This window comes from Xanthomonas sp. NCPPB 3761, from assembly GCF_041475705.2.
GTDB lineage: Bacteria > Pseudomonadota > Gammaproteobacteria > Xanthomonadales > Xanthomonadaceae > Xanthomonas > Xanthomonas phaseoli.
This window is the reverse complement of the sequence record NZ_JCAQNX010000002.1, coordinates 25,227-42,790: the sequence shown is the minus strand read 5'-3', so window position 1 is coordinate 42,790 and position 17,564 is coordinate 25,227. Positions and strand designations below refer to the sequence as shown.

Genomic DNA, 17,564 nt, shown 5'->3' with positions numbered 1-17,564 from the left:
TCACTGTCAGTGAGTTAGCTCACTTTTGGCTGTTTTTTACACGAATCCCTGCCGACCCTCGATTTCATCTAGCTTTTCCTCCCACAGGGCCGTCGTCGCGGCATCGGTGATCGGGGCAGGCAGCATTGCGATCAGCTCACGCGCCAGTGGCGTGCTGACGATGAATTTCCCTTGCGGCTCCAGGTAGCCGCGTTCGCGCAGGTTCTCGATGATTGTCCCGCGCGTGGCCTCGGTGCCGATGCCGGCGTTTTCTTTCAGTCGCTTGCGCACCTCGGGGTTGGTGGCGAACTTGCCAACATCGAGCATGTCGGCGATCAAGTCGCCTTCTGTGTAGCGCTTGGGCGGCCGCGTCTTCTTCGGCCGTAGTGCGGCCGCAGCCACAGTGCAGCGCGTGCCGTCCTGGATGTCAGGCAGCGCAGGCGTGGCCGTGTCGTCCTCGTCCTCGCTGTCCGGGTCCGTGCCGAACACGGATTTCCAGCCTTGGCCGGTGGGAACACGGCCAGTGACAGTAAAAGGCACGCCGCCGGCTTCCAGCGTCATGCGGGTTTCGTTGAACGTGTAGTCGGGCATGAGCGCAGCAAGATAGTGCTGTGCGATCAATAGGAAGGCGGTTTGCTCGTCATCGCTGAGCGTGCGGCTGGCAAGCGGCACACCTGTGGGCACGATGGCATGGTGTTCTGCGTTGTCTTTTGCCATCTTGGCGCTGTTGAAGACGGTCGGCCGGATGGTTGGTTTGTGGACGGTCAGCGCTGCTACGTGCCGCGCCAGGCCTGGCACCTGGCCAAGCGTTTCCAGCACACGGGGAATTTCGGCTTCCTGCTCATTGGGTAACACCATGCACGGCGTGCGTGGGTAGCTGGTCAGCTCCTTGTCGTACAGGCTTTGCGCGATATCGAGCGTCTTTTTTGCGCTCCATCCGAATCGCCGCGAGGCCAGCTGCTGGAAGCGCGAAAGCGTCATCAGGGCAGGGGGCTTCTGCGCCTTGCTTTCGTGCGTGACCGCGAGCGGTCCACTGGCTCCGGTGGCCGCTGCGAGGATGGCTTCGGCGTCGGCGCGAGCGAAGAGCCGCTCCGCATCTGCCGGGGCGTGCGTCAGCACGACGTTTGCCCCGAGTGCGGTCTGAGCGGTGATTTCCAGCTCGTAATAGGTGGCTTCGCGGAACGCGGCGATTTCAGCATCCCGACGCACGACCAGGGCGAGGGTGGGCGACATCACCCGGCCGACGTGCCGTGGCCCTTTACCGCCAGCTGCACGAGACCGCAGCGTGTAGGCACGGCTGAGGTTCATACCCATGAGCCAGTCGGCGCGTGAACGTGCCTGACTTGCCCAATAGAGCGGCTCGCTGCTTTCGCCTGGCCGCAAGCTGGCGATTGCCTTGGTCAGGCTTGCAGCATCGAGCGCGGAATACCACAGCCGGCGCACCGGTCCCCGATAGCCGGCGTGGTCCAGCAGCTCTCGTGCGATCGCTTCGCCCTCGGCGCCGCAGTCGGTGGCGATGACGATTTCCGATGCCTTGGGGATGTTGGCTAGCAGCACGGCTAACTCGCGCTGTTTGTCGGCAGTTGGTTGGTGCTTCCACGCGGTCGGGATCATGGGCAACACCTCGAAATTCCAGGCCTCCCATGCCTTGTCGTAGCCCGGTGGACCGACCTGTTCCAAGAGGTGGCCACGTGCCCACGTCACCCGGCCATCGTCGGTATCGATGTAGCCCTGACCAGGCTTCGGGTTGCCCAGCAGTGGCGCAATGTTTTTGGCCTGGTCGCGCTTCTCGCAGATCCATAGACGCATGTCAGCGCTCCGGGTCGTTAGCGGCGGTATTCGGATCGGCCGGCGGGTCGGTGGGCAGCAGCAGCCAGAACGTCGCCAGCGATAGGAGGCCGATGGCGACGGCGGCAGCGGGTATGGAGAGCCAGAAAAACACGATGGCGGCGAGCATGCCGACGATCACGATACTGGCGCGGGCTGGGCGTGACCACTGCGACATGGCGTAGAGCATTTCGCCGATGCGGTATCCCAGGCTTTTTTCGGGTGCGTTCATGCGCTAACTCCGGCGGTTGTCTGATGCGGTCACCCGAGGTGGACCGCACAGACTCAGTGCGTCACGGTGTGGTCATGCAGCTGGCTTGTTCTGCTCGGCAAGGTACTTGGTGAAGTCACGGTTGCCATCGAGCGCATGCTCGATCAGGGCAACGGCGGCATCGTTCCAGTCGGGCTTTGCGCCCACGGTGTGCGCGTAGAAGTCGCAGAAGGCTTCCACGCGCTTGATGAGCGCGGGATCGAACTGCAAGCGCTTGGTGACGCGTTCGGTTTTGACGGGGATCTTCGGCAGTGCAGATGGTTTGCGGGCCATGTAGTTGTTCCTATAGCGGGTAGCGATTGGCTACAGCGGTGGTGATAACGACGCTGATCGTGACGCCCAATTTTTTGGCGTATTTGCTGACGCCGTTGTGCAAGGGGACGGACAGGTGGAAGCGGAGGCGTTCGCGGTCTTGCTTGCGATAGATGCCGCCGGCCACCAGGGTGGTGGGTTGAAGCAGAAATTCTTCCATGAGGTGTTGCATAAACATTCGCCGGCTGAGTCCGGCTCGCTGTGCATCGCGGTCAATCGCTTTCATCTGCTTAGGGGCCACGTTCGCGACAACCTGTCGCCGAGCGGCTTTTGCAGGCATAGCTATTTGCTCCGTTGGGTGGTTGGTAAAGCCCTCGGAGTTTATCGATATTGCACACGTTGGTTCACGGTCACGGGCCATAGGGCGACAGCGCCAAGTCTTTGTTGACCATGACCGCCACCCGTTGACCAGGCCGAATTTCCAGCGTGGGTTGCACGTTGATGCTACGTTGAAGCAGCTGCGAACCGGCCTGGTTGATCTGTTGCGCCGCACCCTGGGATGCGGCCTGACCGGCGTCACGTTGAAAAGCGGAAAAACTGTCACCTTCGGCCGTCGCCACAGCGGCGGCTACCGTGCTCGACAGCAGCACGCTCGACAAGACTTTGCCCCAATGGTTGTTGACCTTATCGCTCACGCCGGCATAGCCGGACAGGTCAACACCTGGCATGCCCTCCAGATCCAGACTAGACCCGTTCGGAAAGCGCAGGCGCTGCCACACCAGCAACACGCGGTTCTGCCCGAAGGTCACGCGCGAGTCGTAAGCACCGATCAGCACCGAGCCTTGCGGGATGATGACGTAGCGGCCAGTTGGGGTGTCATAGACCGGCTGTGAGACCTGCGCGGTGATCTGGCCGGGTAGGTCGCTGTTGATCCCTGTCAAGAACAGGGCAGGGATGAGCGTGCCCGCGCTCACGACGGTCGGCGTGGCTGGCGGAGTCAGGCGCGATTGCAGCGTGCCGGTGTCGCGCTTTTCGTCCATGAAGTTGCGCTTGTCGTCTTGCCGGTTGGCATCGTCGCGAGCCGTCTTGTCTGGCCCACCAGCACCAGCGGCCGCGGCAGCGGCCTGCGCAAGCATCTTCTGCTGCACCGCCTCGGGTGAGTCCGCCGGCATCCCACCGAATGCCGGCGGTCCACCGAACTGGCTCGGATTGCCGGCCGCATCAGGTCTAGCACTTTGCTGGAAGCTGGTTTTCGCGTAGCGGGCATTGGCGGCCTGCTGCATGCGCTGTAGATCCTGCTGGGCGGCAAACTGCTGTGCCGCTGTTTGCGGCTGCGCACCGCCGCCGTAGGCCCGCGTGCTGGCCTGTTGCTGGGCCGCGTACTGCATTTGCCCCACTTCCCCCGGCATTGGTGCCCCGAGCTTCGGAACGCGCTCTGCGCGCTGCTGGGCGGCCGTTGCGTAGTCGCCTGGCAAGGCATTGAAGGCCTCAGGCTTGGTGGACATGTTGGCGGTGGGCGGCTGCTCCTTTGGCTTGTTCTGGTTCGGCTTCTGCGTGAAGGCCTGGACGAAAGCAAATGCGATCAACACACCCGCGATGCCTGCAATGATGCCGACCTTCTTTTTGTCCAGGGTCTTGATCTTCGGCTTGGGCGTTGCCAAGGGAATCGGCGCGTCCTGCGGCGGCGTGTAGCCCTCGCTGGCCGACTCACCGGTCACCGGGTCGCGTTCGTCGTCAGCCGGGGTTCCGTTTGTGGTCTGCATGCGGCACCTCTGTAATTAGCGACGGCGGATCGTGATGGTTTGCTTCGCACCCACGCGCAGCTCGGCGCGATCAAACACGCGATCTACGATGTAGGTCGGGCCGGTGGTACCGTTCGCCACGCCTTTGACGCGGTAGTTCACCAGCAACGGTTCGCCCTTCTCGATCAGAAACAGCGCCGGGGCATCGGTGGCATTGAGCGTGGCCGGCATGCGGATATAGGTTTGCGCGCCATCGTCAAAGACTTGCATGGGCTTCCAGGAGTAGCGGCCGCCCTTGATGTCGTAGTTGAAGTGCAATGCATCCGGGGCGACTGCCACAGGCTGGACGGCTTCACGCTTGGCTGCCACGGCTTGCTGGGCCTTCCAGGTGTCCATCGGGTACTGCCACGACACGCTGGGCATGCTCCAATCGGCCACGCTGCGCGCGGTGACCAGGTAGGTGCGCCGATTGGTGGCAATGAACAGGTCGTTGGTCAGACCTGGCTCCACCGCCTTGAGCACCAGATGCACTTGCTCGCCGGCATCGGTGCCGCTGGTGACCTGGCTAATGAGCCACCTCACCGTATCGGAGCCGTTGACTTCGCCCGTCAGCTGTTCGCCTGGCTGGAAGTCGATAACGGTCTGACGGCCGGCGCCGACATAGATCGTATAGAGCGCACCAGGCCGATAGGTAAAGATCGTCTGTCCGCCCACATTGGCCGTGCTGGAGCTGGTCGGCACTTGCCGTGCCTGGCCGACGTACTCGGCCACCTGGGCGCGCTGCTTGCTGTCGAAGTCAGACCGCGCTTTGGCGACGCGCGGCGAGACATGCTCCGGCTGCAAGGGCGGCGGCACATAGGCGGGTGCGGGAGCGGGGGCGTTGTTGGCCAACGGGGTCGCATTGGCGGTCGCCGTGCTGTTGTCGTTGAGCGCGCTGGTGATCGCGGGCACCTGTGGCGTGGTTTGGGCATTGGCGATGCCGGCGGACAACAACAGCAACGGCAGAACGGTCGTCTTCATGGTTTGCATAGTGTTTGCACTCTCAAGCGAAAAAATTAAGGGGCGCTGCCGATGTCGCGCTGCCAATTGAAGTCCGTGATGAACAGGCCCAGCGGGTTCACCAGCTCGATCTTGGGATCGGGGGTGTTTTGCTTGATGGTGAACGTGGATGTCCACGTCGCCCGCTCCTTGACCTGGCCCTGGTCGGTGAAGCTGGTCTCCACCCACCGTACCTGGTAGCTGTCAGCCGACACGGGGACCACTGAGGTGACTTGGGTGGTGACGGTTTCTTGGCCGACCTTGCTCATGGTCGAACCCGGCACGCGGGCTTCGGCATTGAGCTTGTTCGCAGAGGCTGGGGTCATGAAGCTGTAGGCCTCGTTCCATGCCGACTTCACTACCACCGGATCAAGCGGGACGGTGCGCACCAGCTCCACCCAATGTTTGAGGAAGTAGCGAATCTCTGCCTGCCCCGGCGTGTAGTTGGGACTGGCGTACCCCACAACCTGCGGGGCACCATCGACGTTGATGCGGGCAATGAGCGGCTTCGGTGGCGGCCGATTGCTGACGGCAATCAAGCCACCGGTCAGTAGCACCGACAAGGCGTAGCCGCCAACGGCTGCCCAGCGCCATGCGCGCTTGTCGCTCTCCGATTTTTCGAGTTTGTCTGTCCAGCCTTTGCGCGCTGAATCGTGGTGGGGCGACATCGGCGGCGAGCTGGGACGCTGGCCGACGGGCGTTTGCAGTAAGTCGTTGGTGCTGCTCATGCGTGGTTAGCTCTCGTCGTTGGTGGGGGCAATCGTCGGGTTTCCACTGCCGCCACCGCTGGTGGTCGTGGCTCCTTTGATCGCTGTCGTTGTTGCTTTGGCGACGGTGGCTGCGTCGCTGAATCGCTGTCTGCCGGCTTCCAGACGTTCCGGAGACGGGGTAGGTGTCGCAGGCGGTGCCGGCGCAGCTGCAGGCGGTACACCGCTGCCCATCGCAACGCCCTGGGACCAGGCATCTTTCACCGCCGCGCCGGCATTGGTGACCGGTGCAGCGGCCATCCGGCCGACTTCCGACGCACCAGCGGCCGCGTAGCTGGCGCCTGCTGAGACGCCGCGATCAATGTTGGCAGCGGCGGCCGAGCCGAACTTGATTGCGGCCTGGCCGAGCCGGGTGCTTGCAGCGCGTTGAACGCCGGCTGCAACGGCCTGGCCGGCTGGTGTCGTGCTTGCAGCCATCAGCCCACCAATGACGCTGCCACGGACACCGGGATTGCTCAGTGCAGCCGCACCGGCCCCGGTGCTGTTCGCGGCAGCTGCACTGCCGGCGCCGTGGATCTGCCCGGCAGCCGTGATGGTCTTAGCCGCACTGGCGGCGCCCATCCGGCCAAGCGCAGCGGCGCCGACACCGGCACCGATGGCGGCGGCGCCGGCACCAATTGCCACCCCAGCCGCACTGCCGGCTGTCAACGACGGCGAGCCAGAGAGCAACCCGCCCGCCACTGCTGGGGCATGCACCGCGATGATAGCCATAACGAACGCAGAGCCCGCCAACAGCCAGGTATCCATTGGCGATGGCGCTGGGCTTAGGGCGAATGTGTTGAGTACCCCGCCGTAGACAGCAATGATGAAGCTCAGCACCATGAGTTTGACGCCCTGGGCAATCACTGCGCCGATAGCTTTTTCCGCAAGAAACGCGGTGTGGTTGCTCACTCCCCACGGCACCAGGATGAGGCCTAATACCGCCACCAGCGCGAACTCAATTTGTGTGAGCAAACAGGTGATCGCCAAGATGAAGAACGCGACCAGCACACACAGCTCCGCAATCGTGTATTGGATCACCACCGCCAATACGGCAATTTTCTGGTACCACGACCCGTGTTGGATGCGCGTCATTTCGTCCTCGATTGGCTTGATGACAGCCATTGCCTGCTCGAGGATGCGGCTAGGATCTTTGATCAATGGCGCGCCTGAGCCACCGCCAGCGAGGGAGCCGATTTGTGCGAGGCCGCTAGCGACGCCTTCCGTCAATGTCGGCCACGACGCCACCAAGAAGGCAAAAAAGCCGATCCGCAATAGTTTGCGAAGGAATGGCGCGGTGAAGTCCTCACCGCGCAATGCCCAGAACAGCGACGCCAGCGCAACCTCTATGGCGGCTAAGGTACCCAGGATTGCCGACGCGCGCGGCGTAATAATGCCGAAACCGTTTGAAAACACAGCTACGAAATTGTTGAGTAGCGCGGTCAGGAATCCGGTGGTGGTCGGGTCCATTACTGCCTCCTTTTAAGGCTAGAAGCTCGTCTTTGCAGCAGGCACAGTGGACCCCTGCTCACTTGAGGAAATCGACCTTGGCGGGAGGCACAGTGGACTTCTCGTAGGCACGACTGCGCGGCATCCCGACGCAATTTCCATACGCGCTGCAAGTCCCCAACTTGCTCCTTGCATCGCCGCCCGCACCCTTGCCGTATGCGGCATCGATCTGGTCTGAACATGCCTGGTCAAAAGTCTCGAGTCTCTTGCACTTGTCCGGCAAACCTAATTTCTCGACGATCGGAATTGGTTGATCGCCGGGAATCGTGGCTGTAGCGAAGACACTGCCAGGAACTTGAGCGGTACGATCGCCGCCGCAGCCGGCGAGGGCCGCAGTAGCAAGCACGAGGGAGGCACGAACGCGACCGTTCACCACCACTCCCCAATTGGCTTGGCCGGCTTCACAGTCGATGGCGCGAAAGCGTCGGAACGCTTTTGTTTGCCGGCGGGCTGGCCTGGTGCAGGAGGGCATGCACGTTGAGCCGCGTCTCCATAAGCCCTCGCTATGTTCAGCCGAGTCTGCAAATTGGCGGCTGCGCTCTTCCCGTAGGTGCGGTCGATCAACGCCCTGCATTCCTCATCAAACAGCAAAGCGCATCCGCATTTGGCCGGTACGCTCTTAGGGAGGACTTCTGGAGCTTCACAGGTCAAAGTCTGTTCGCAGGATTTTCCCGCAGGTTGCGCTGTGCAGCCTGCAAGGCTGACAGCAGCAAGCACGAGGGCGGCTAGGACGCGGGCGCTCACCACCACTCTCCAATTGGCTTTGCAGCTGGTTGGGTAGATTTCTGGAAGGCTTTTTCGTTGCGATGGGCGTTATCGATGTTCTGCTGCGTTACGCGATCGCCCGCCAGCTGCCGAGCTTGTTCCTCAAGCACGGCCTGGTTCATCGCAGCGGTTTGTGCGTTGAGCTTCATCAGTTCCTGGCCGACCAGCATGTTGATCTGGTTGCCGGCCTGCGTAGCAGCTAAGGCACCGGTCGCTGACTGCGAGGCCTGGCCCATCGTCTCAAACTGCTGGTTGGTGCTATCCAGTGTGTCCAGGACGGCCGCGCCGCTGTACAGGGCATCCTCCACGTTCTCGCGGCCTTGCGATTGCCACTGATCGACCATCGCGGAAAGCTGCTGGAAGGTGGTGTCGTTCGTCACCTCGGGGTAGCGCTGGGCGAACATATCGCGCGTGTTTTGTAGGTTCGCCATGCTCCCACGCAACTGGGAAATGCTCTGCTTATAAGAGTTGTAGACCTGCTGGTACTCGCCGAACACATTGCGCGGAAGTGAGGCTAGATTGCGGCCCTCGTTGGCGACTTGCTGAATCTGCAAGTTCAATTGATCCAGCTGGGTTTTGTACTGCTGCACCTGCTTAGCATAGGCGCTGATTTCCTTGCTCTGCTGCAACAGCTGGGTCACCAGGTTGCTGCAATTGGCACACACAATCGCTTGCGCGGGGGGCGCATAGACGGCGGAGCCGCCGGCAACGGCAATGCCGATGGCAACGGTGAGGACTGCGGTGACGCGACGAATGGTCATAGCGTTCTCCATGCGGGGTTAGGCTTCGACGGTGGCGTTGCTGGGCGCTGCGGGGCTGCTATCAACGGAGCGCACGAAGTCGAGCGCCCATTGCAGGGGGGATTGCGTGCGCTGACTTTCTGGCTTGGACGCCTGCGCCTGGTCGTGCTTGTTGACCAGGTGCGACAGGTACGCTTCGTTGAACTGCACGGGGGAGTTGGTGGTCTTGCGGATGGCGATGGCGTCTCGCTGGGCCTCTTTGCCGGTTGCACCACATACGGCCAGTGCCAGCGGCCCCAAGCCCAGCGAGAACAGCCGGTTGCCCTGCGGGCTGGTCAGGTAGTAGTCGCGCTTTGGCGTGCTGCTGGCGAGGATGTCGAGCTGCTTATCGTTCAATCCGAACATCCGGTAGAACTTGGCTACCTCGTCGTTTCGGGCGCTGCTGTTGGGCAGGAAGATCTTGGTCATGCATGCCTCGATCAGCGTCGGCATGATTTTGGATTGCGCCACGTCGGCAAGACTCTGCGTGGCGAACCACACAGCGACGTTGGCCTTACGGAGCACCTTGAGCCATTCGCGGATCTTGGCCGAAAACGCTGGGTGGTCGAGGAACAGCCATGCTTCATCGAGCACCAGGAGGCTCGGCCGCTTCGCGTCGAAGCGCTGCTCCAAGCGGTGGAACAGGTAGGTCAGCACCGGCATGACCACCTGGGGGGTGTTCATCAATTCTTCCATCTCAAACGCGAGCCAGCTGCCCAGCGACACGTCATCGTGCGACGCATCCAGCAGTTTCTTATGCGCCCCATCCGCGGTGAAGGGGTGCAAGGCCTCCTTGATGACTGGATCTTGCACCAGCACGGTAAAGCCCGTAATGGTGCGCTGCTCGACCGGGCTGTCGTCTGCGCCCAACTCGTTGAGCGCATCCCAGATGGCGCGCTTACGCTGCGGCGTCATTTCGACGCCTTCGCCTACGATGATGTCAATGAGCCATTCTTGCGCCCACGCCCGCTCCTGGTCGTTGTCCACGTGGGCCAGCGGCTGAAACGCCGGGCTGCTGTCACCGCCTAGGTCGTAGAAGCGCCCCCCCACATGGTCGGTGGTGATCCGGGAGCTGCCGCCCTTGTCGAAGATGTAAACCTGCGCCGACTCGTAGCGGCGGAACTGTGTTTCGGCAAGGTTGAGAAACAACGACTTGCCGGCACCGGTCGGGCCGATGACCATCGCGTGCCCAACGTCACCGACATACGTACTGAATCGGAAAGGCGTGGTCTCTCCGGTGACCACGAACATGTGCGGCGGGGAGTGGTCCAGGCGCGCATTGCCGGGGAATAGATCGTTCTGGCAATAGCGCGGCCCCGCCCACACGCTGGAACTTGGCATGGCGTGAGCGAGGTTGAGCGTGGACACCATCGGCCGGCGGATGTTGTGCTGGGCGTTGCCTGGCACCGCGCCGAGAAACGCATCGATGGCGTTGCCGTCGCGGGCTTCGTCAATGGTCACAAAGCCTAGACCATTGATTTCGCGCTCGACCGCGCGCAGCTTGGTTTCCAGCCGGCGCGGATCGGTATCCAGCACGATCAGCGATTGCGTGAAGTAGCCGTAGCCCACCGCCTGGGCGGCAATTTCCTGCATGGCTGCATTGGCGTCGGCCGCATTGGCGAGCGCTTCGGGGTTTTCCAGCGCGGACTCTGACTTGCTCAGCAGCTCCTTCAAGATGACCATGAAGGACTTGCGGCCGCTGAACCACTCGCGCTGGATCTTCTTCATTTCCTTGTCGGCCGTAGCCTTGTCCAGGGCCACCCAGCGCGTCACCCACCTGTAAGCCATGCCCATCCGGTTCAAGCGGTCCAGGATTCCGGGCGTGGTCTGCGTCGGGAACTGGCGCACGGTGATGATGCCCATGTGGTGCTTGCCCAGCTTCGGCTCCTTGCCGCCGATCAGCGGGGTATCGGGCAGCACGCGGCAAAGCTCTTGCGATACGTCACCAGGCACCACCGGGTGACGCTTGGTGCTGATTGTGTCGTGCAGGTAGGTCAGCAGCTCGGAGTCATCGAGCGCATGCACTTCGGGCAGGATGGCCGAGAAGGCCTCCAGGAGCCGAACGCGCTCCACCAAGAACTTGTCGAGCCAATCGTTGATTGTCTGCCGGTCACGGTTGGCCGCACTCTTGCGCTGCCCGTCCGGGTCAGTGAAGAACCAGGCTCGGGCTGTACTCTCCCGCGCCTTGGGCGGCAACCATCCGAGTGTGAAGTAATACGTGGTCTCGAAGTGAATCCCGGTCTCGGCGATCGTGCGACGTTCTTCATCGATCAGATACGACATCGGATCGGGGAAGTGTTCGCCGCTGGGATAGTTGGTGCTGGGTGCACGCTGTGCGTCGATCTGGAAATACCAGCCGTCGCCAAGGCGGCGGAACAGGTTGTTCATCTGAGCCGACACGGCAATCAGTTCGTGCTTGGTCGCTGAGTCCAGGTCTGGACCGCGAAAGCGTAGCGTCGTGATTAACGACGCATTGCGGTTCAGCACCACACCGTGGGCGACCAGGTACGCCCACGGCAGCACATCGCCAATGTCGGTAGGTTCGTTGCTGTATTTCGGAAGTCGCTGCATGGGTTGGCCTTCACCGAGTGCTGCCGGGCAGTGATCCGCCGTAGCGGACAGTTGCCCGGTAGCCCGCTATGCGCGGTAGTGGTTTTTCAAGCGGAGCGCGCGTTTCAACGCCTCCGGCCATTGCGTGTCGTACTTGGTCAGTAGAACCAAGCCGATGTGGATGACGATGTAGAACGGCAAGCTCCACCACGATTGCAGGCCGAGCACGAGGGCTGCAGCCGTCGTGAACGCGACAACGGCCATGTCGCGTGGAATACCTAGAAGAAGCCTGGGTGTGGACAGTGCGCGGTGTACCGGCACCTCATAGCCATCTGGGTTGGTTTGTTCGTCCACGATCAGAACACCGCGCCGCCGCCGTAGCCAAGGAAGCTGAGGAAGAACGTGCTTGCGGAGAAAGCAATCGACAAACCGAGTAGGACCATCATCAGCTTGCGCATACCGGAGCCTCCTTCCGAGTTCGCCATCCCGAGGCCGCAGACAACGATGGAGATCACCCCAATCGCTTTGGCGACGGGACCGGTGATGCTGTTCAAGATCTTATCCAGCCAGTCTTCCCATGGCATGCCGGTACCGCTTGCGTAGGCGGCAGCCGGCAACAAGAAAAACGCCAGCGTCAGCAGCTGGAGCGTGCAAGTGTTGCGGAGCTTCATCGTCATATCCTGCGTCGGGGGGGAAGTTCTTTGCTTTTACGTAGTGTGTATACATCTAGCACACCAAGCAGCGGCCCGGTCATTCGGCTGACAGAAGCTTGTAGACGTGCCCTTCTGGCGTCTGCTCGACGCCCTTGACGCGCAGCACTTCACGCACGCGCCGCACCGCCTTGCGGCCCTCATCGTCGTCTACCGTCTCGAAACCGATGCTCACGATGATCTGCACCGTGCGGGCGATCTTGCGCGGAACCGGCAAGAACCCGCCTTGCACAAGCAGGTCCTCGATGCGCTCCAATGCTTCATTGGCGCTGTTGGCGTGGATGGTGCATAGCCCGCCGGGATGGCCGGTGTTCCAGGCATCGAGCATGTCCATCACTTCCGGCCCGCGCACCTCGCCGACGATGAGGCGGTCAGGAGTGAGGCGCAGCGTGTCGCGCAACAGGTGGGTCATGCTCCGGGTGATCTGGTCGCGGTTACGCACGGTGCGCAAGCGCACCACCTCGTCAGCTTCCACGCGCAGCTCTAGCGTGTCCTCAAGCGTAATGACGCGGCCGGTGACCCGGCCCATTTCGTACAGGACCGCATTGGCGAAGGTGGTTTTTCCGGTGTGGGCACCACCGACGATCACGATGTTGTCGCGGTCATGCACGGCCGTCACGATGATGTCGCGCTGACGCTGTGTCAGCCGCCCATTGGTCACGTAGTCGTCCAGCGTCAGGCGCAGGTTTGATTTCTTGCGAATCACGAACGTGGGGCCATCGGGCGATTCGGGTGGCAGGATCGCGTGGAACCGGTAGCCCGATTCCGGCAGCTCGGCCGGGAAGCTGGGATTGTCTTTGTCGGCAATCTCGCCGACGTGATCGGCCACGATCTTGATGACACGCGCCCGCGTGTTCACATTCAGGGTGTGTTCGTGGCAAATTCGGCGGCCATCCTTCACATACCACAGCCGGCCATCGGGGTTGGCGCGCACTTCTTCAACGTCTGGATCGTCCAGCAGCTCGCCGATGGCACCGCCGAGCGCGGACTTCATCATGTCCAGCAGCCGGCTATGGCGGGTGGTGGGTGGGGAGACGGATGCATTCACGGGCTGGATATTCTAGAGACGCAGGTGACACACTCAATATTATCACCCGTATTTCAGATAACCCTCGCCCGGCTATTTAAACTGTGACGAGCACTACGGTACGAGAAGCTTCCACAGCGGGACACCTACGCACTCAGCAAGGACGGCCATGCTGTCGAGGTTGGGCGCTGATTTCCCTGTTTCTACTGCGCTTATCCACCCTTGCGCGAACCCTGTCCTATCTCTTATGCCACGTTGACTGAGCTTCGCTGCCTTCCGTGCTTGGCAGAAATTGCGTGCAAAAATCAGCCTCTCCACGGGCACAGGCTTGGGATCTTGGTGGCTGTCAGCAGCACGCGGTCGGCCTGGCATTCGGTGCAGTACCTCTGTGGTGGATAGAACATGGCACCACCGTTTTGGCCAGTCGGCGCTAGCACTGGATGTTATCAAAATGCCCTGCGGGTCTCAGAAAGAGGGTATGCACTGCGGATGCTACGCGCTGTTGTGCGCGTAGCGCACGGCGACCGCTCTTAAACGTAGACCACCCGAAGCCGGCAGCGGTTCCAGGGTCATGCCCTGCCTCGAAGTCCGGTTAATCACTCCCTGCTGACCTGTTGTTGCTTTTTGCGGGAGGGAACCGCCGCCACTGCGCTCTCATCGGGTTTGGTTCCCCGATCTGGCTGATGCGCAGTGGCGGTGGGAGGGGCGCAGCCCCTCTATCGAGCTTCTAACGTTGTCGGCGTCGCGTAGCGGCGGCGACGCCCGTTTGCTGTTGAGCTCGTACTGACTGTGCTTTCAACCAAAGGTTGACTGGATGGCCTGCCAAATAAATAGGACAAATAACGCCATTTCTCCACAGGCTTATCCCCCGCCACGGTGGATAACTTGGCGCGCGGCATGGCGTTGAGGGGGACGGCTCGGTGATCGAGGTCGCCGCAGGCGGTGCGGCTCGCCTTTTCGCGGCAGACTTGCCGGCGTGGATGCCTGTTTTTTGCGGCGTCGGGCAGGGGCTAGCCTGCCGGCGACGGCTAGTTGAACAGGGCGAGGATGTCGGAAATGTGCCGCACGGCGCTCTGTGCGTCGCCTGGCGGGTCGCCCGTGGCACGGTGCGCCGCAGGACGGGCATCGCCCTTGCGCGGCGTGGTGCGCGGCTCCTGGGCCGGCTGACGGCGTGCTTGCGCCTGCGTGAAGGACGCAACGCCTGTGCCGCGTGCCTGGTCGGCGTGCTTGCGATCGCGCTTGAGCAACCTGCTGGTCCCCACCATCTTGCACAGCCGCTGGAAGTTGAGCCGGCGTACGCCCGCCTCGCTGCACCACAGGTCACCGCCATCGGCGTCTTTGGTGTGCCGGCGCACCTGTTTAGTGGGGAATGCCCAGCCAAGGCTCACCATCATGTCGAGCGAGCGCCGTGCGCGCCGCTGCTCGGCGTCGCTCTGTCCGCCATAGGCGAGCTGAGCAAGGTCGGGCAGCGTGTAGCGCTGCCAGGGGCCGCCGCCCTGGCGCGGCTTGCCCACAAAGCCGGTGCGCACGTCAGCCAGGTAGAGCAGCGCCACGGCCATGGCCAACAACGAGTCGGCCCCATCCTTGCGCAGTCCGCGCACCCGCGTCAGCGCCTTGTCCAGGGCATAACCAGCCACGATGACGTTGTGGCGAATCCGCTTCCACGCCCCTTTCCGTTCTTCCAGGGCGCGCACAAGTCCATGGCGAGTAGCGTCCAGTACGCCCGGCCGGCGCTTCTTGCCGGCCAGCGGCTTGGGCTGACGCCAGTGCACACGCTTGTGCGGCCGGCCGCTGGGTGCGGTCGGTTTGGGGCCTTGAGCGTGTGGGCCTATGTCTACTGCTGGCATGTCCCGCGCCGATGAACGGCAGCGGGGCAAGGTGGTCGGCGTTTCGGCCTTTGCATCCTTTTCCCTCTTGCACGGCTTCGCCGGCGGGATTAGGATGGGGGTATGAGTTGTGCCCCATTGGTCTGGTGTTCCCGCCAGCCCAGTGATGAAAAAGCCGCCCTGGCAGGGGCGGTTTTTTCGTTTTCGGCCTCCGCTCATCACACCAGCGGGCTGCCTCGTTGTTTTGGTACGTCTGGTGCTGAATCTACCTTCTTGCAGGCGCGAGCATACTCGCAGGAAAGGTGGTGGACGGTACGCGGCTATGAAAACCGGTGGGCAGAAGCGGGAACCGGCAGGCCTTGCGACCTCCGCGCACCGCCCACCATAGAACTGGCGAGCTAAATAAAAGCGCCAGCATCGGACGATGGGCGCTTGCGCGCTCCTGCCACCTTTATCGGTTTCATAGGCCGAATCGCTGATTGTGCAGCGATAGCTCAATCCTCTCGCCAACCGGCGAACGTGTCAACCGCCTCTTAAACCGTCGCCTCCTCGACCGCCGCCGCCGCTTTGGCTTGCAGGTTGAGGAGCGTGGCGATGACGGCATGCAAGTCGACGTACTGGGCGTGCCGTTGGAAGGCGGCTGCCGGCGATTCCGGGTCACTTGGATCGGTCTGCAAATGCTCCTGGAACTGCTCGGCCAGCAAACCAGCCATGAAAGCGACGTGCGCGTGGTTGGCCTGCAACACGCTGCGGCCAATGGCCTCGAAGTTGTGCAGGCTGTCAGATAGCCACTTGACATCGCGCGCCGCACGACTGGCGGGGGCGGCATACGCGCTGTAAGCACAGTATTGCCGGATGGCCAATGCAGTGTTGCCTGTAAACCGTACTAGGTTGGCAAGTTCATCGGTGTAGTTGATGCCCATGGTTTTTGGCTTTATTGTTTGGTTTCGATTGAACCCAGAGCGCAGGGACCCCCCAAGACTCCGGAAGCGCTCACTACTATTGCGCTTTTCCATGCTCTGCTGACATATTAAATATGCAGCCCCTTTAGTACGCCGACCCACATCATCCAGGGACGGCCTAACCGGGGGCTTTTTTGTGCCTGAGTGAGAGGGTCGGTCACGCCGAGCAAACGGCGTTTATGGAGGCGGTGGCGCAAGGCCGTCCGCGTGCAGATCATCGAGTCCGTCTGACCCTCTGGTAGTAACGCGCTCCCTCACTTGATGCACCACACCCCGCCACTCACGCGCTAACACTCCCTTGACGGAATTTTCGGCGGTTCCGGCTTAGAAACCCCTTGACGATGAGCGTGCGACCTAGCCAGCCGCTCATTGTCGCCAACAAAACTCTCAGGCTCTGTGCTGGGAGTTTTGTTGGCGACAGGTCTCTGTCATTTGGGGACGAAAACATCGCTGTTGGTCAGCATGTGGTCCCACGAATACTGGGAACCGGTCCGCACCAAGTGCCAGACTGTGGTGATGGTCGGCACGCCGCCAGACGCATCACAGGTACCGGTCCAGGCAGTCATGCTGCCGTAGTTACCCCACTGCACCGAAAAAGTGATGGCGGGCAGTTTGCTCAATGCCGTCGACCCAGCAACCGGATTGGCAAACCAGCCGACCAGCGGATACACCGAACCAGTGGTACCGGAAGGCGAGATGTACGTACCCGAGAGCTGCCCGGAGGTCTGTACGGCGGTGATCGTGAGTGTGGAACCCAGCTGGTTTTTCCATTCGCCTACCGGGTTGTTGCAGGTTGGCGCTGCTTGGGCGAGCGAGATGCAACTTCCGAGCAGCACAACGCAGGCAGCACATTGACGCATGGACATGGACATCATCAGTTCTCCTCGTAATCAAGCCGACGAAAGGCGGCGGTTTCAAGCCAACGACTAGGTAGCACGGACCGGATCCGCATTGCTGGGATGGCTGTCTCCATCCCTTACTCCTTGACGACAGTCCTGAAACGAACCTGTCCAGACCTCGGTCACCAGCTGTTAGCTCTTGCAGCCCGTCCGGTGCACTGGGCGTAGTACGCGAAACCCTTCTCGCAGCAGCGAAGCCCAGATGACCCGGTGCGTAGCTGCAGCGCCAAATCAGAAACTCCCGCATCCCGCCTATCGGCGCATATCGACAATCAAAGCGTCATCCCGCATCGCCCAGAGACGCTATGAACGACTACGGTTCTTATCGCTACCTGCCTGCCGATGGTTGGTACGCCACCTATCCACAAGCTGCCGGGGCCGATGAGCCACGCGTCTTCCAGCGCGTGGCCCTATGGCGGGTGGCCCCGCATGGAACGATCGTTGGCCTGATCTCTTCGCCCGACAATAGCCAAGATGAGAGCGAATCGCAGCTTCTGAGCGCACCGCGCGGTCTAGGCGTCCACTACATCCACATTGATGATCTGACCGCAGAGGAACGCCAGGAGATCCGCAACAGACGTTTCAGTTGATCGCTTTTGCGAGGTCTGCGACCTGGTCTTGCCACCAACGGCCCATCCGCTACCTCGTCTCTTTCGAGGTTTGGCACGCTGCAACTGTCTTG

Annotated in this window: 19 protein-coding genes; 1 reads left to right on the top strand and 18 read right to left on the bottom strand. The window is 61.9% G+C overall.

What is annotated here, in order from left to right; translation table 11 throughout:
* Positions 1-36: 36 nt before the first annotated feature.
* The 18 genes from ACCQ00_RS22115 to ACCQ00_RS22030 form a co-directional block, all read right to left on the bottom strand.
* A complete protein-coding gene (locus ACCQ00_RS22115; RefSeq protein ID WP_080950332.1) occupies positions 37-1,788 on the bottom strand; it encodes a DNA topoisomerase in 1,752 nt (583 codons plus the stop codon).
* Position 1,789: 1 nt separating this feature from the next.
* Entirely contained in the window at positions 1,790-2,038 is a 249-nt protein-coding gene (locus tag ACCQ00_RS22110; RefSeq protein ID WP_039583459.1) for a hypothetical protein, read from the bottom strand.
* Positions 2,039-2,110: 72 nt separating this feature from the next.
* Positions 2,111-2,350 carry a hypothetical protein gene (locus tag ACCQ00_RS22105; RefSeq protein ID WP_005997461.1) on the bottom strand — a complete coding sequence of 80 codons (240 nt, stop codon included), beginning with the start codon at positions 2,348-2,350 and terminating at the stop codon, positions 2,111-2,113.
* 10 nt (positions 2,351-2,360) lie between these two features.
* A complete protein-coding gene (locus ACCQ00_RS22100; RefSeq protein ID WP_017164026.1) occupies positions 2,361-2,567 on the bottom strand; it encodes a hypothetical protein in 207 nt (68 codons plus the stop codon).
* 172 nt (positions 2,568-2,739) lie between these two features.
* Positions 2,740-4,092 (bottom strand): TraB/TrbI/VirB10 family type IV secretion system protein, encoded by a 1,353-nt coding sequence (locus ACCQ00_RS22095; RefSeq protein ID WP_039583456.1) that lies wholly within the window; start codon positions 4,090-4,092, stop codon positions 2,740-2,742.
* A gap of 15 nt (positions 4,093-4,107) precedes the next feature.
* Positions 4,108-5,100, bottom strand: a complete 993-nt coding sequence (trbG, locus tag ACCQ00_RS22090) for a P-type conjugative transfer protein TrbG (RefSeq protein ID WP_017164024.1) — start codon at positions 5,098-5,100, stop codon at positions 4,108-4,110.
* A gap of 26 nt (positions 5,101-5,126) precedes the next feature.
* Entirely contained in the window at positions 5,127-5,837 is a 711-nt protein-coding gene (gene trbF, locus ACCQ00_RS22085; protein WP_039583455.1) for a conjugal transfer protein TrbF, read from the bottom strand.
* A gap of 6 nt (positions 5,838-5,843) precedes the next feature.
* The gene (trbL, locus tag ACCQ00_RS22080; RefSeq protein ID WP_039583452.1) at positions 5,844-7,325 is read right to left on the bottom strand and encodes a P-type conjugative transfer protein TrbL; all 1,482 of its coding nucleotides are present in this window, start codon (positions 7,323-7,325) and stop codon (positions 5,844-5,846) included.
* Positions 7,326-7,383: 58 nt separating this feature from the next.
* Positions 7,384-7,737, bottom strand: coding sequence for a hypothetical protein (locus ACCQ00_RS22075; protein WP_127172325.1), 354 nt, complete (start codon positions 7,735-7,737; stop codon positions 7,384-7,386).
* A 367-nt stretch (positions 7,738-8,104) separates the two neighbouring features.
* Entirely contained in the window at positions 8,105-8,890 is a 786-nt protein-coding gene (locus ACCQ00_RS22070; protein ID WP_017160737.1) for a TrbJ/VirB5 family protein, read from the bottom strand.
* Between the two features lie 18 nt (positions 8,891-8,908).
* Positions 8,909-11,479 (bottom strand): TraG/VirB4 family ATPase, encoded by a 2,571-nt coding sequence (locus tag ACCQ00_RS22065; RefSeq protein ID WP_017162818.1) that lies wholly within the window; start codon positions 11,477-11,479, stop codon positions 8,909-8,911.
* A 66-nt stretch (positions 11,480-11,545) separates the two neighbouring features.
* Positions 11,546-11,722, bottom strand: a complete 177-nt coding sequence (locus ACCQ00_RS22060) for a hypothetical protein (RefSeq protein WP_005995701.1) — start codon at positions 11,720-11,722, stop codon at positions 11,546-11,548.
* A 92-nt stretch (positions 11,723-11,814) separates the two neighbouring features.
* A complete protein-coding gene (locus ACCQ00_RS22055) occupies positions 11,815-12,135 on the bottom strand; it encodes a TrbC/VirB2 family type IV secretion system protein (protein ID WP_017162817.1) in 321 nt (106 codons plus the stop codon).
* A 73-nt stretch (positions 12,136-12,208) separates the two neighbouring features.
* Positions 12,209-13,216 (bottom strand): ATPase, T2SS/T4P/T4SS family, encoded by a 1,008-nt coding sequence (locus tag ACCQ00_RS22050; RefSeq protein WP_039583450.1) that lies wholly within the window; start codon positions 13,214-13,216, stop codon positions 12,209-12,211.
* Between the two features lie 93 nt (positions 13,217-13,309).
* Entirely contained in the window at positions 13,310-13,567 is a 258-nt protein-coding gene (locus ACCQ00_RS22045) for a helix-turn-helix domain-containing protein (protein ID WP_074038434.1), read from the bottom strand.
* A 656-nt stretch (positions 13,568-14,223) separates the two neighbouring features.
* Positions 14,224-15,042: a hypothetical protein gene (locus ACCQ00_RS22040; protein WP_046830525.1), complete on the bottom strand. Its 819-nt coding sequence runs from the start codon at positions 15,040-15,042 to the stop codon at positions 14,224-14,226.
* Between the two features lie 512 nt (positions 15,043-15,554).
* Entirely contained in the window at positions 15,555-15,944 is a 390-nt protein-coding gene (locus ACCQ00_RS22035; RefSeq protein ID WP_046830524.1) for a hypothetical protein, read from the bottom strand.
* A 467-nt stretch (positions 15,945-16,411) separates the two neighbouring features.
* Positions 16,412-16,858: an avidin/streptavidin family protein gene (locus tag ACCQ00_RS22030; protein WP_022557741.1), complete on the bottom strand. Its 447-nt coding sequence runs from the start codon at positions 16,856-16,858 to the stop codon at positions 16,412-16,414.
* Positions 16,859-17,187: 329 nt separating this feature from the next.
* Here ACCQ00_RS22030 and ACCQ00_RS22025 point away from each other — a divergent pair, with 329 nt between their 5' ends.
* Positions 17,188-17,472, top strand: coding sequence for a hypothetical protein (locus ACCQ00_RS22025; RefSeq protein WP_017154819.1), 285 nt, complete (start codon positions 17,188-17,190; stop codon positions 17,470-17,472).
* The last annotated feature ends 92 nt before the right edge of the window (positions 17,473-17,564 follow it).

Coding starts and splice junctions, on each gene's coding strand:
- ACCQ00_RS22060 (WP_005995701.1), bottom strand. CDS start 11,722: ATGGCCGTTGTCGCGTTCACGACGGCTGCAGCCCTCGTGCTCGGCCTG.
- ACCQ00_RS22065 (WP_017162818.1), bottom strand. CDS start 11,479: ATGCAGCGACTTCCGAAATACAGCAACGAACCTACCGACATTGGCGAT.
- ACCQ00_RS22095 (WP_039583456.1), bottom strand. CDS start 4,092: ATGCAGACCACAAACGGAACCCCGGCTGACGACGAACGCGACCCGGTG.
- ACCQ00_RS22035 (WP_046830524.1), bottom strand. CDS start 15,944: ATGGGCATCAACTACACCGATGAACTTGCCAACCTAGTACGGTTTACA.
- trbF (WP_039583455.1), bottom strand. CDS start 5,837: ATGAGCAGCACCAACGACTTACTGCAAACGCCCGTCGGCCAGCGTCCC.
- ACCQ00_RS22110 (WP_039583459.1), bottom strand. CDS start 2,038: ATGAACGCACCCGAAAAAAGCCTGGGATACCGCATCGGCGAAATGCTC.
- ACCQ00_RS22040 (WP_046830525.1), bottom strand. CDS start 15,042: ATGCCAGCAGTAGACATAGGCCCACACGCTCAAGGCCCCAAACCGACC.
- ACCQ00_RS22105 (WP_005997461.1), bottom strand. CDS start 2,350: ATGGCCCGCAAACCATCTGCACTGCCGAAGATCCCCGTCAAAACCGAA.
- ACCQ00_RS22100 (WP_017164026.1), bottom strand. CDS start 2,567: ATGTTTATGCAACACCTCATGGAAGAATTTCTGCTTCAACCCACCACC.
- ACCQ00_RS22055 (WP_017162817.1), bottom strand. CDS start 12,135: ATGACGATGAAGCTCCGCAACACTTGCACGCTCCAGCTGCTGACGCTG.
- ACCQ00_RS22070 (WP_017160737.1), bottom strand. CDS start 8,890: ATGACCATTCGTCGCGTCACCGCAGTCCTCACCGTTGCCATCGGCATT.
- trbG (WP_017164024.1), bottom strand. CDS start 5,100: ATGCAAACCATGAAGACGACCGTTCTGCCGTTGCTGTTGTTGTCCGCC.
- ACCQ00_RS22030 (WP_022557741.1), bottom strand. CDS start 16,858: ATGATGTCCATGTCCATGCGTCAATGTGCTGCCTGCGTTGTGCTGCTC.
- ACCQ00_RS22045 (WP_074038434.1), bottom strand. CDS start 13,567: ATGCCAGGCCGACCGCGTGCTGCTGACAGCCACCAAGATCCCAAGCCT.
- ACCQ00_RS22025 (WP_017154819.1), top strand. CDS start 17,188: ATGAACGACTACGGTTCTTATCGCTACCTGCCTGCCGATGGTTGGTAC.
- trbL (WP_039583452.1), bottom strand. CDS start 7,325: ATGGACCCGACCACCACCGGATTCCTGACCGCGCTACTCAACAATTTC.
- ACCQ00_RS22115 (WP_080950332.1), bottom strand. CDS start 1,788: ATGCGTCTATGGATCTGCGAGAAGCGCGACCAGGCCAAAAACATTGCG.